This window comes from Leptodesmis sp., from assembly GCF_052746595.1.
Genome location: NZ_JBRAGO010000121.1, coordinates 1 through 12,407, shown reverse-complemented (window position 1 = coordinate 12,407; position 12,407 = coordinate 1). Strand labels below are relative to the sequence as shown.

Annotated in this window: 15 protein-coding genes and 1 pseudogene; 8 read left to right on the top strand and 8 right to left on the bottom strand. The window is 49.2% G+C overall.

All coding sequences use genetic code 11. The features are described from left to right. Positions 1-258 precede the first annotated feature (258 nt). The 6 genes and pseudogenes from ACUVQO_RS20065 (at position 259) to ACUVQO_RS20040 (ending at position 5,257) form a co-directional block, all read left to right on the top strand. A pseudogene (locus ACUVQO_RS20065) lies at positions 259-1,599 on the top strand (RtcB family protein). 3 nt (positions 1,600-1,602) lie between these two features. After that, a complete protein-coding gene (locus ACUVQO_RS20060; RefSeq protein ID WP_445927604.1) occupies positions 1,603-2,490 on the top strand; it encodes a CobW family GTP-binding protein in 888 nt (295 codons plus the stop codon). Between the two features lie 196 nt (positions 2,491-2,686). Then, positions 2,687-3,118, top strand: coding sequence for an archease (locus ACUVQO_RS20055; protein WP_445927603.1), 432 nt, complete (start codon positions 2,687-2,689; stop codon positions 3,116-3,118). 126 nt (positions 3,119-3,244) lie between these two features. Next, positions 3,245-4,462 (top strand): hypothetical protein, encoded by a 1,218-nt coding sequence (locus tag ACUVQO_RS20050; protein WP_445927602.1) that lies wholly within the window; start codon positions 3,245-3,247, stop codon positions 4,460-4,462. Further along, positions 4,459-5,103 carry a hypothetical protein gene (locus ACUVQO_RS20045; protein ID WP_445927601.1) on the top strand — a complete coding sequence of 215 codons (645 nt, stop codon included), beginning with the start codon at positions 4,459-4,461 and terminating at the stop codon, positions 5,101-5,103. The genes ACUVQO_RS20050 and ACUVQO_RS20045 overlap by 4 nt, the downstream gene beginning before the upstream one ends. Next, the gene (locus ACUVQO_RS20040; protein ID WP_445927600.1) at positions 4,991-5,257 is read left to right on the top strand and encodes a helix-turn-helix domain-containing protein; all 267 of its coding nucleotides are present in this window, start codon (positions 4,991-4,993) and stop codon (positions 5,255-5,257) included. The genes ACUVQO_RS20045 and ACUVQO_RS20040 overlap by 113 nt, the downstream gene beginning before the upstream one ends. A 530-nt stretch (positions 5,258-5,787) precedes the next feature. Here ACUVQO_RS20040 and ACUVQO_RS20035 read toward each other — a convergent pair. Then, positions 5,788-6,216, bottom strand: coding sequence for a hypothetical protein (locus ACUVQO_RS20035; protein WP_445927599.1), 429 nt, complete (start codon positions 6,214-6,216; stop codon positions 5,788-5,790). A gap of 22 nt (positions 6,217-6,238) precedes the next feature. Continuing rightward, entirely contained in the window at positions 6,239-7,738 is a 1,500-nt protein-coding gene (locus tag ACUVQO_RS20030) for an ABC transporter permease subunit (RefSeq protein ID WP_445927598.1), read from the bottom strand. Positions 7,739-7,921: 183 nt separating this feature from the next. On the opposite strand from ACUVQO_RS20030, the gene ACUVQO_RS20025 reads away from it, so the two are divergent. Beyond that, positions 7,922-8,689: an amino acid ABC transporter ATP-binding protein gene (locus ACUVQO_RS20025; RefSeq protein WP_445927597.1), complete on the top strand. Its 768-nt coding sequence runs from the start codon at positions 7,922-7,924 to the stop codon at positions 8,687-8,689. Positions 8,690-8,821: 132 nt separating this feature from the next. Here the strand turns inward: ACUVQO_RS20025 and ACUVQO_RS20020 are convergent, their stop codons facing one another. The 4 genes from ACUVQO_RS20020 to ACUVQO_RS20005 form a co-directional block, all read right to left on the bottom strand. Beyond that, positions 8,822-9,280, bottom strand: coding sequence for a peptidoglycan-binding domain-containing protein (locus tag ACUVQO_RS20020; protein ID WP_445927596.1), 459 nt, complete (start codon positions 9,278-9,280; stop codon positions 8,822-8,824). 100 nt (positions 9,281-9,380) lie between these two features. Further along, positions 9,381-9,785: a peptidoglycan-binding domain-containing protein gene (locus ACUVQO_RS20015; RefSeq protein WP_445927595.1), complete on the bottom strand. Its 405-nt coding sequence runs from the start codon at positions 9,783-9,785 to the stop codon at positions 9,381-9,383. A 387-nt stretch (positions 9,786-10,172) separates the two neighbouring features. Then, positions 10,173-10,379 (bottom strand): hypothetical protein, encoded by a 207-nt coding sequence (locus ACUVQO_RS20010; protein WP_445927594.1) that lies wholly within the window; start codon positions 10,377-10,379, stop codon positions 10,173-10,175. 348 nt (positions 10,380-10,727) lie between these two features. Beyond that, positions 10,728-11,210, bottom strand: coding sequence for an adenosine-specific kinase (locus ACUVQO_RS20005; protein WP_445927593.1), 483 nt, complete (start codon positions 11,208-11,210; stop codon positions 10,728-10,730). Positions 11,211-11,313: 103 nt separating this feature from the next. Here ACUVQO_RS20005 and ACUVQO_RS20000 point away from each other — a divergent pair, with 103 nt between their 5' ends. Further along, positions 11,314-11,484, top strand: coding sequence for a hypothetical protein (locus ACUVQO_RS20000; RefSeq protein ID WP_445927592.1), 171 nt, complete (start codon positions 11,314-11,316; stop codon positions 11,482-11,484). 66 nt (positions 11,485-11,550) lie between these two features. Here ACUVQO_RS20000 and ACUVQO_RS19995 read toward each other — a convergent pair whose 3' ends face one another. Both ACUVQO_RS19995 and ACUVQO_RS19990 read right to left on the bottom strand, forming a co-directional pair. Continuing rightward, on the bottom strand, positions 11,551-11,733 hold the full coding sequence (locus tag ACUVQO_RS19995) for a hypothetical protein (RefSeq protein ID WP_445927591.1): 183 nt from the start codon (positions 11,731-11,733) through the stop codon (positions 11,551-11,553). A gap of 24 nt (positions 11,734-11,757) precedes the next feature. Then, positions 11,758-12,309 carry a peptidylprolyl isomerase gene (locus ACUVQO_RS19990; protein WP_445927590.1) on the bottom strand — a complete coding sequence of 184 codons (552 nt, stop codon included), beginning with the start codon at positions 12,307-12,309 and terminating at the stop codon, positions 11,758-11,760. Positions 12,310-12,407: the final 98 nt, after the last annotated feature.

Here is a 12,407-nt window from a genome sequence, read left to right as displayed (position 1 = left end):
ACGGAACACGGGGAATCTGATAACAATTCATGAAACTTAACCCCTGCTGGGAGAGAGCGATGTGGGTCAGAGATCGCCAGACATTCTGGCTTCCCCGGATAGCATTAGCATTGAGGAAGAGCCAAAAGGATGTGAGCAATGGCACCGACAGAAGTCTTAAAGCAAGTTTCTGATGTGATCTGGGAAATTCCCCCATCCTATAAAGAGGGAATGCGGGTACCTGCACGAATTTATGGCACTGAAAAATTAATCTAGGAGATGGATGACGCAGTGTATGACCAGATCACCAATATAGCCACGCTTCCTAGTATTACTCAGTACGCCCTGTGTATGCCAGATGGTCACTTTGGCTATGGATTTCCGATCGGGGGAGTCGCTGCCATGGATGTGGAGCAGGGCGGGGTGATTTCTCCGGGCGGCATTGGGTTTGATATCAACTGTGGGATGCGTCTAGTGACAACTAACCTCACCTATCAGGACGTAAAACCCCATATTCGCGAATTAGTCGATAAGTTGTATGAGCGTGTTCCTGCAGGAGTAGGCAGTACGGGCTTTGTCAGGTTGTCGCGCAACGAGTTCTGTCAGGTCGTAGAGCAAGGTGCTCAATGGTGTATTCGCAATGGCTACGGCTGGGAAGAAGACCTGGAACTGATGGAAGAATGAGGTCGGATACAGGGAGCCGATGCCGACAAAATTAGTGAAAAGGCGATCGATCGCGGCGTGAATCAAATCGGGACTTTGGGATCGGGTAATCACTATTTGGAAATTCAGGTTGCCAGACAGGAGAATATTTTTGATCAAGGGCTGGCCAAGAAACTGGGGATTACCCAACCCAATCAAGTAGTGGTCATGTTTCACTGTGGCAGTCGCGGTTTTGGCCATCAAGTCGCCACGGATTATTTGCAAACCTTCTTGAAGGTGATGGAGTGCAAGTATGGGATCAAAATTCTTGATCGCGAACTGGCCTGTGCTCCCTTTGATTCTCCTGAAGGGCAAGCCTATTTCTCCGCGATGAAGTGCGGTATGAATATGTCCTTTGCCAACCGTCAGGTCATTTTGCATCGCATTCGTAAGGTTTTTTCCCAGGTGTTCGGACGATCGGCAGAAGATCTGGAGATGCACATGGTTTACGATGTCGCGCACAATACGGCCAAGCTGGAACAACACCTTGTAGACGGCAAACCGCGATCGCTGCTGGTGCATCGGAAAGGAGCCACCCGTGCCTTTGGGCCAGGTATGGTCGATCTGCCAGCCCGCTACCAGGAAACAGGCCAGCCGGTGATCATCGGCGGCAGTATGGAAACTGGATCCTACTTAGTGACGGGAGTGCCGACGGGTGCTCAAACCTTTTACAGTACAGCCCACGGGAGCGGACGCACCATGAGCCGCACCAAGGCCCGAAGAACCTGACGGGGAGAAGCTCTGCAAAAAGAGATGCAACAACGGGATATTTATGTTCGCAGTACCTCCTACGCGGGACTGGCGGAGGAAGCAGGAGGTGCCTACAAAGATGTGGATGAAGTCATTGAAGCGGCAGAGATGGCAGGCATCAGTCAACGGGTCGCCAAGTTAACCCCGATCGGCAATATTAAGGGATAGATCATGGCTACACGCACCCCCCTGACTGTATTAACTGGCCCCCTGGGGAGTGGTAAAACTACCCTCCTGCGTCATATTCTGACAACGGTGCCGCATAAGCTGGCCATTCTCATGAATGAGTTTGGGGAGATTGCGATCGACGCCAAGATTCTCCAAGGCAAAAATGTCGAGATGGCTGATTTGGGTGGAGGCTGTGTCTGCTGCTCTTTGCTGGGCAAATTTGAAGCCGCCGTAAATGAAATTATCGCAACGGTGAATCCCGATCGCCTGGTCGTCGAAACAACGGGTGTGGCAGAACCAGATGCCCTGGTCTTTGATATTCAGGAAAGTTTGCCTCAAGTGCGACTGGACGGGGTGGTGACGGTGATGGATGCCGATGGCCTGATCACCTATCCCCAAATCGGCCATACCATGCGGATTCAAATCGAATCTGCAGATCTAATCTTGCTCAACAAGGTGGATTTAATCCCAGAACCTGACCAGGAACACCTGATCACGAAACTGCAGTCGTATAACGCTGAAGCGTCCATCATTCCCACCATCCGCTGCCAGATTGATCCCGACCTTCTGTTTGGGATTGGTCGCGATCGCCTGCAACCGCCTCCCCATCACCGCCACCAACCTGAATTTGAAACCTTCAGCTATATCTCGCAGGCCATTTACGATCCGGACTGTTTTAGCGAATTTGCCAGATCCCTCAGCCCCACAATCTATCGGGCAAAAGGCTTTGTGCAATTCCCTGCAGGCACCCACCTGTTCAATTTCGTCGCCGGACGCTGGGACTTAGAACCCTTCGATCCCTCCCCTACCGAACTCGTCTTCATTGGCAAACAAGTCATCCCTCACCGATCGGCCATCCTCGATCGCTTAAAAGGTTGCGAACAAACTTAACCCATTAGAAGATGGCAGAAGGCAGAAAAAAGCAATCATCCTGCGTAAGGCCGTAGCATTTGGCCAATGATCCCTCAACAACAACAAGAAGAAGCATTACCCGAATGCCACACCCCCTACAGATCTAGGGAATAAACTAGGGCTTTTCAAACAGTCTCTCGACTCTTAATTCCTATCTTAATTCCTAACTCCTCCCATGCCCTACGAATTTCTAGAAGACCTGGCCACTGCCGATATTGCCTTCCATGCCTGGGGATCTGATTTGGAGGAACTGTTCAAAGCTGCTGGGGATGCGGTGATCAACACGATGATTGATAATCTGGAGGCGATCGCGCCTACCCAAACCCGCACCTTTCATTTAGACAATGAGGCTCTTGATCTGCTGCTGTTCGACTTTTTGCAGGAGTTTGTTTACTACAAAGACAGTGAATTGCTTCTCCTGCGGGCACAACAGGTACAGATTCAAGAAACAGCATCTGGTTACACATTGACCGCCCAGACCCAGGGAGAGCGTCTGGATCCCGATCGCCATCATCAGCGAGTCGATGTAAAAGCCGTCACCTTACATCGCTTTCAACTGGAAAAAACGGAAAATAGTTGGACAGCCCAAGTCATTTTAGATATTTGATCCCGCATCCTCCCTAAATCAATTGATGCGCGATCGCATGATCTGGGACAATCTCGCCTATAGTATTGACTACGATATGGGTACCCCTGTCATGTGTTCTACGTTCTAGTCTGTCCAATTGCAGTGATGGCCAGTTCTCAATCTCCGCGAAATGCCCTTGTCCCAACTGCTACTACTCCTGCCCAGAGCGAAGGGACTGTGATGGATGCCGCCTGTCCGGCGGAGGTGGTGGAAGCGTCCAGTTGGGCGGTAGAAGTTGCCAGTAACAGCGTGGAAGCCAGTAGCGAAGCCACTCCCTGGGCGACTGTTGTGCAAAAAACGCTGTCATCTGCCTATCTGGACAGGCTGGTGCAAGTTCTCCGTAACGGCTCTTCCTTGCCCGAATTGGTAACCGCCCAACTTTTTCAGCATTTGTTGAAGGTTTATAAAGATAAGGTAGAAGCCGTTGTTCAAGAGCGGGGAATTGACGCGATCGATACCAACCAGCCCCACTTCAAAGTGATCACCAATCGCAAACAGGGCACAAAACGGCTGGAACTGACCTTTGACAATGAGCGGATCAAAAGTTACCTGAACAATTCCCTGGCCGAGTTTTTTACCCATGCGGGCATCTGGAAGGAATTTGCTAAAGTCGTGGGCACCAATCTGGTGATTGGGGTAATTGAGGCTCTGGAAGAAACTGCCGCAGATTCATCCCTCCAGACCTTATCAGACAAAGATTTGAGTCAAACCGTCAGCGATCGCTTGCACCAGATCGACCGCTCCTTGCTGCTGGAACGGGCCGAAGTACTCGGACAAATTCACTGCCAGGACATCTCTAAAAAAATCCTGGAAGGCTTCAACCTGCCCACCTGCACCCTCCAGGATTTAGAAAAATTGCTGGGATTGAAACAACGGCCCCCGGCCAGCACCGAAACCAACCTGGATTTTGACCCGATAGCCGTTTTACCCACTTCAATTCCGATCGCCAGCAGCATTCGCGCCCAACTGCGTCCCGATTTGTGGCAACAGGATCCCAATCAAACCGCCGTCTTCCACTATCGCAGTAAAACCAACCCCAATAACTACATTGAACACTTCATCACCAATCCAGGTGATATAGAGATGCTCCCCTGGGAAGCGGCAGAGCAAATCATTAATAAATTCGGGTTCGATACGGTCAAACTGCAATTAATTTTTGCCGCCCGCACGATGGAAGAAGACGAACCCTGGAATAACGCCTTCACTCTGCGAGCCAGTGACATAATTCAACTTTTGGATGGGATAAAAACCATAACACCAGCCTGGCCGAAAAACGTACCTCCGTTGCCAGTACGGCTTATGCCCTGTCGTGCCTGCTGGTGAAGTCCGTTTGGGTTGAGGGACGGGGACGCCGCAAGGTGGATGCCAGTACTCCCATTGGCCGTATGTGGGATGTGTTGATTGATGTCCATGGGCAATACGATTGGGTGACCGGCAAAATTGAGCGGCCTGAAGAGGTTTATATCACCGTCAGTCCTGGTTTGTGGACGAAACACTTTCTGAACCGGGCGGGTAGTCGGGCCAAGGAAGCCTTGCATCAGTTTGGCTACTTGGCCCGTGACATTCTGAAAATCGACCCCTACCACAATGAAATGGCCCTCCGGTTAGCCATTCAACTGACGCTGGATTCCCGAATTCGGGTACGGAATCAAAATCCCCATGATTATCGGGTTGGTAGCTTACTGGAAGAGGTGTTGGTGAAAGCCGAAATCGATCGCGCCCTGCAGGACAAATACAAAGCCCGCGACCTGAAAAGTCGCTGGAATAGTGCTCTAAAATTACTGATGAGCCTGGGTTGGCAGATTGAATTTGATCCAAATACCTACCCCACATGGCTGCAACCGGATAGTAATGCTCCTAAACCAGAGGACTGGCGCAAAATTCGGGTCATTGATCGCCTGTTACAGGCCAAAATCACAATTCGGCCTCCCCATCCCATCCCGACCCTATTGGCTAAAAAATGAGATCCAGAAAGCCCGTGAAGCTCAGGGTTGGAGCCGTAAGGAACTGGGCGGATTCCTCAACCTGAGTGCAGACTACATTGGCAAACTGGAACGGGGCGATCGCACCATCACTGCCGAACTAGAGCCTAAACTTAGAAAACTTCTGCATCTGTAGAAAATTCAGTTTCTGGCTGCTTGAGACAGCAAAACTTCCCAACAAGACAACAGCATCCGTATCTGATCACCAGAAACCGCTGGCATGACCACACAAGAAAGCAGGAAACCCCCGTGGATAAAGGCTGAAACCGCGATCGTCCTGCGCCCGTGTCTCCCACCCATAAGACTAATTATCAATGGGCAAACCCAGCGAGACAGAAGACTCTCATCTCCGTATACCCTCACCTCATGAGTAATCCTCTGATTCCATCAGCACTAATCCTTGATCCCTAATCGCCATCCTCCTGGCACACCATCAATATCAGCCGTTGCTCTCTCCAAAACACCGCGCTAGTGTAGCCGAAGATCTTGATCTTGCAACACCAATCTTGAGAGGTTAGATCGGGATTCCTAGAAAAGGGTTGGAATTAAATCTTGTCCAAGTCCAGAACTGTAGTTTCTCTGATCGGAAAACGACCGTTCTCTAGCTGGACTTGGTTTAGAAAGGCAATTTGTGCAAATTGGGTTTCCAAAGGGCGATCGCCAGGATCAAAACGTCCCGATCATCACTCCATCCAGAGCGAAATACAACCGTCCCAGCAAAATGTAGCATGACTCCGACACTCCAGTACTGAAATCAGACGGCGTTTTCAATAAGCGGTTGATTTTAGCCATTAAAGGAATAATGTAGACTGGAAAACTTAGCCCGATCGCCAGGAAAAGATATTGCTTCAGTCCAACAGCAGACCATCTGAAGAATCCTGATCCATCTAGAATGGATAATCCAATGCCAGATAGCAGCACCAGGGCTACTCCCACCCCATACAGGGGACTGGTACTCAAAATCTGAATCAGCTGCTGCTCCAAGACTGACCCTCTTGCCTGTCGAATATTACGCACGATGTAACAGCGATCGTATAGCGCCGCTCCAATCAAAATGGAAAATCCAAGGCAGTGCAGGAATAGATAGGTAGCCACGGTTTAACTCAATAGTCAATGGTCATCGCTTAACTGGATCCATCCAGTGCTCTAGGCGGGTGAAGAATTGAGATGAGAGTAAGGTTAGCACTAAATAGACGAAAGCCACAGCAGCATAGATTTCAAAGGGGAGATAGTTTTCTGCAACAATCAACTGGCCTCGCCGGAATAGTTCCTCAAACCCAATGACGGCTACCAGGCTGGTATCTTTCAGCAACGAGATAAATTCATTTCCCAACGGCGGTAGCATCCGCCGAAAGGCTTGCGGCAAGATGACATAGCGCATCATTTGTACTGAATCCAGCCCCAGAGACTGGGCCGCTTCCGACTGTCCAGCCTCAATTGATTGAATTCCGCCTCGCACAATCTCTGCAATATAGGCAGCACTATTCAGACTTAAGGCCAGAACCGCAGCAGCAAAGCGATCAAAGGAAAACGTCATGCCTGCACCCTTTAACACAGCAGGAATGCCAAAATAGACCATAAAAATTTGCACCAGCAGGGGAGTGCCGCGAAAGAAGTCGATATACGCTCTGGCCACCCAGCGCAGGGGAAGGGTTTTAGAGAAACGAGCAATACCAATCAGGGATCCCAGGATCAGGCCAAACAACACAGAAATAGCCGTGAGTTGCAAGGTGATCACGGCTCCCGCTAACAGGGCTGGTAATGCATTGGTGATCACTTTCAGAGCTTCCAGACTGGCTGGCCCGGTAGCACTGGCAGACGGCGCAAAGGCAGAGGTGGGCAGGGGGGGTGGATCGGTACCAAACCATTTGCGGTAAATCTGAGCGTAGGTGCCATTTTCCAGAATGGTTGTGAGTCCTCGATTAATCAACTCCAGGTTGGGAGAGTTGAGGGCAGTGGGAATGCCATAGTACTCCTCGGTCAGTAACTGACTGACCACCCGTACATCTTGTAAGTTGCCAGTTTTAATCGCGTATTGAGTGACAGGGGCATCGTTAATCACCGCCTCCACATTGCCATTACTCAACTCCTGCAAAGCCAATACCGCTGAGTCGAAGGTACGAACTTTTGCGTCTGGAATTTTTTGGGCTGTGGCTGCTCCCGTAGTACCAATCTGCGCTGCGATCGCTTTACCTTGCAGGTCATCCAGCGTTTTCACCGTCTCATTGTTCTTGGCGACGGCGATCGCTAAGCCAGCCTTAAAGTAAGGGCGGGAAAAACTTACGACCTTGGCTCGTTCTGGGGTAATCGTCATCGCGCTCACGGCGGCATCGGCGGTTCCTGCCTTGAGAGCCGGAATAATACCGTCAAAGGGGATACTCTGGTATTTCACCTGGAAACCTGCCGCCTGACCAATGGCATTCACCACGTCAATGTCAAAGCCCTGCAAGCCTCCCCCAGGAGCCTGAAATTCAAAGGGTGGAAAAACTGGCTCTGTCACCACAATTAACGTTTTGCCAGTCGTTGCATAGCTTACCTGGGTGATCAAAATCAACACCAGACAGCCCCATCCTAACAGCAGCCTGTTTAACCAGTTCGATCGCCGATACTTCACCATAGGTTTTGAGCAGAAAGCTTAGGAAAAAAACTTTACTTTATAACAGAATCACCAGGATTTGAATTAAACCAGGTCCAGCTAGAGAATGGTCGTTTTCCGATCAGAGAAACTACGGTTCTGGACTTGGACAAGGTTTAATTTCTGTCTCAGGTTTGCTGTTTTAGTCCACAGGAACTCCCTACCATGACCCCCTTCATCCCCAACTCCCGAATGATTGAGTTTAGCCAGGTTGAGAAAAGCTATGGTTCTTTAAAAGTGTTGCAGGGCATTAGCGGCTATGTCGATCGCGGCGAGGTGCTGGCGGTTATTGGTACATCAGGCTGCGGCAAAAGTACCCTGTTGCGCTGTCTGAATCGGTTAGAAACGATTAGTCAGGGAAAAATTGTAGTGAACGGTATGGATCTATCCCAGCCCGACTTGAGCCGCAAACAGTTGCGTCAGTTGCGATCGCAGGTGGGCATGGTATTTCAGCAATTCAACCTGTTTCCGCACTTGAGCGTGCTGGACAATCTGACCTTAGCTCCTCGACAGGTATTGGGGCGATCGCGGCAGGAAAGTGAGGAACGGGCACGGTTTTATCTAGAGCAGGTGGGACTCCTTGAAAAGGTTCATGCCCATCCAGAGCAGTTATCGGGGGGACAGAAACAACGAGTGGCGATCGCTCGCAGTTTGTGTATGGAACCCAGTGTATTGCTGTTTGATGAACCGACCAGCGCCCTCGATCCAGAACTGGTGGGGGAAGTGCTGGAGGTGATGCAAGAGCTGGCCGAAGAGGGCATGACTATGGTGGTGGTGACGCACGAAGTTCAGTTTGCCCGTGAGGTAGCGAATCGAGTCTTGTTTCTGGATCGGGGCCGAATTTTGGAGGAAGGGCCAGCCCGCCAGGTGTTGACCAATCCTCAGAGCGATCGCTTGCAAGCCTTCCTCAGCCGAATTCGACAGGCAACTTAGATCTCAGTAGAAAATTACCCCCCAATCTTCCTGGGGGGCGGAGATAGAGGCAAGGAGCCATCACTCAACTGATTGATCGATTGGATTTGTGGTTGGTGGAATCATTTGAGCGATCGCGCTCTGCTTGCGGCATTAACAACCGAGAGCGCTTCCCCAAGTCAAAGGGCCGACAACTGCTTGAGTGTTAGAGACTGGAATCCCTGCAGTTTGTAACCGGATCACAGCCGCTCTGGTACGGAGGCCGAAGATGCCATTGATCGTGCCAGGATCAAAGTTTTTGGATTTCAATCCCTGTTGCAGCATCCGCACCGCATTGCCGCTATCTCCCTGTCTGAGGAACTGGCCGGGATTGCTATTTGGCCAGGCATAACCCATTGCCGTCCAGGTTTGCCTCCCAACAATACCGTCTTGAAGCAGATTCTTGGACTTCTGGAAGCGAATCACCGCCGCTTCAGTTTTGGGGCCAAAGTCGCCATCCGCAGCGCCAGGAGCAAAGCCACGCACTTGCAGAATGTATTGCAAATCAACAACTTCAGGGCCAACGGCACCTTTTTGCAGGACAACGATCGCGTGAGTGGAAGAGGTAGACATGATAATTCTCCTAAAAAGTCAGTGAATGGGGTAATCAAGGCATGGATTTGGGAAATACAGCCCCGCATTGAGCAGGGCTATTTAACGAGAAAGTAGGGGATCAAGCAGCCATTTGGCGAGCCAGATCATTGAGGCGTTTCCGAACAGACAGATTTGCAACTCCATCCACGGAATAACCGTAGCGGCGCTCAAACTCTTTCACCGCCGCAACAGTTTTGGGGCCGTAAAAGGGTTGGTTAGCAGGCAAATTTGCCTTGATTACAAGATTGAGGTTATATTGCAGAATGCGCATTGCCTGTTCAGCTTTTGCCATAGTGATCGGGCCAGCGATTCCATCTACTTTCAGTTGGAAGTAGGTTTGAAACGCTTTAATGGCTTCTACCGTTGCTTTATCGGTGAGTGGCGCTTCATTGCTAGAGATCGGGAAGTAAAGATCGGGGACGGAGGTGCTAATAAAACCGTATCCATTAAAGATGCTACAAAATTGAGCATTAGTGTAATTCATGGTAGGTGTCTCCGTGTGTGTTTGTGTTTGACATCTCTACCTACAGGATTGAAAATTTGGTTTTCGTAAGTTTTCCGATAAATCACTCGTAATAGTGAATAGGTTATCTTCGATCACTCATCCAGGTGATTAACTTATTAGTTCGTTTGATCAAATCAATTTTTCATTGTCATATCACTTCTTGTTAGTAATTGAGATCACACGATCGCTGGCCCTGTCATCTCTGCGATCGCTTCCGCAATATCAACTAGTCTTTTCTTCACTGCGATCTCGCCCAGTAGTTGGGAGAGTAACACACTTTATCCAGTCTCATTTGTCCTGAGAATTTTTAACCTTCAGTACATCATCTAACAATTGTCTTGCAGGCTGAGCGGTTGCCAGTGCAGTTTAATGGTCACTATAAGCACGCACCAAGCGAGATAAGCCATTGACTCCGGTTTTCAGTTGTTCCAACTCGTCTCCTGCCATCACCTCCCCATCCAGCATTCTGACCAGCAAAGGCTTGATATCGCCCACCTCCTGGCGTGCCTTCTGAAGTTTTTCTACTGCACTCAGTAGGGCTTTCAGCGCATTCAAACTATCTTCGATCGCCAAGGCCTCTGTCCCAGCCTGTGCTGCAGATTCTGATTCTGGTTCAGACGCAATTACTACCTTCTCAGACTACTCCAGATCAGTTTCTGCCATAGATGTTGCAGACTATGGTTTCGTTTTTGCCCCATTTGACCGTGCCATGACTATATCCTCAAAAAATTGCCCTGATTGTACCCTACATCCAGCATGAACAAGGGGTGGGCATGGAGGAATCAATGTATACAGTAGCTTAAAAAAGGGGAGACCGAACCAAAAACGGTTTGCAGTTCCCCTGTTTAATAAAGGCGATTTAAAGGGGGATTGAACACAGATTTCGTCCCCATAACGAATGCATCTTCGATCGGGCGATTCTTAAAGTTTGTAGCCAATCCGCCGCAGTAGATCCTGACGTGCTTTCACATCTTCAGCACTCTCTACCCCCTTTGGCAAGAAGCCATCTACAACCCCTAAAATGCCTCTTCCCTGGGCAGTTTCGGCAACAATCACTTCCACCGGATTGGCAGTAGCACAGTAAATAGTACAAACCTCCTGACATTGCTTGATGGCATTGAGAAAATTGATGGGGTAGGCTTGCCGAAGCAGGATGATAAAACTGTGACCCGCTGCGATCGCCTGAGCATTCCTGATGGTCACCTGTTGCAAGGTTTCATCATTGCCGACTGAGCGAATTAAACAGGGGCCAGATGCTTCACAGAAGGCAATCCCAAATTTTACCTGAGCAGAGGTACCAACCATGATCTCATAGAGATCTTCAATCGTCTTAATAAAATGGGTTTGTCCCAGGATGAGATTACATTCTTCAGGAATTTCCAACGGTACAGATTTGAATTCCATAGGTCGTGCCCCTTTATGTAAAGAAATATTCTAATTATTAGAACAGATCTAAATATTAGGTACACTTTTGTCATTATTTAGATTTTCTTAAGTTTCCTCGCTCATGACTATCCTGCCAGGTACCCCTGTTAAGCTACCCAACGGTCGAGATGGCGTTGTTATCCCATCTTCTCGGATCACTCCAGGACGGGTTTTAGTGAAAGTAAAAACAGGACGACGGCGCTGGTTTCGAGTCGATGAATGTATTCCGTTCATGCACCAGGCAGGAGCTTAATCAAACACGAAGACTCCATCCTTGCCAGCAGAGAGGCTATATTCTCGACGGTTGTACTGATTCCGGTCAAATACTCAATTTGTAGTTCAATTCAGTTGTTAGCCATTTGGTAAACATCCGGTTGAGAATTTCTTGATGTCGCTCTGGTGTTAGTTCGGCGGGAATGAACTCTTCTACCATGAAGAGATGGCTGGCTTGCTCCATCAGAAACGGACCAATCACGTTACCGGGAGTGGCACTAAATGCCAATGCTGATACGTCTGGTTTCAGATTCTAGCGATAAAACTTTCCTTCATAGCCACATTGCAGCCGACGCTGCGGGTAAATGTCATAAATATGAGCGGCTTCATAAAAGCTGATCTCTGCCTCTTGAATCTGGTAGTAAAGTTCTTGAGCCGGTTTTTCGTAAGGAACCACAATCCGATAAAGGGAAACCTGATCAAAATCGGCTTGATGCTCCAGAAAGTATTTTTCGGCTTCTTGCTCAAATAAGCTCTTTGCCAGTTTCTCAGCCAATAAGCGATCGCGAATTTCCGCTTCCCAATCTTCTGCTGTAATGGCCTGATCGTTTAACCAGGCAAACGTATCACTGGCCCGGAACAACCGTTTTTCATAGCGCAACTGATCAGCCACAGTTTGAATTTCTTCCGGTGTGACATGGATCCCCCGCTCTGCCACTGTGACATGGATCCCCCGCTCTGCCACGGCTTCATTAATAATCTTTTGGCAGGAAATTCTCTGGCAAACTTCTTTCAATTGGATATTTTTCTTAAGGGCAGAAACAATTTCTTCTGGCTGGACATTTCCACCTTTAAAGGTAATCATTTTCCTGTACCCCTGGTTGCGGTGATTTAAAGAATCAACCCCTGATGGGTGCGTGTCACCTTCTTGGTAGGAAAATTAGGCTAGAGGAGAAGAATATC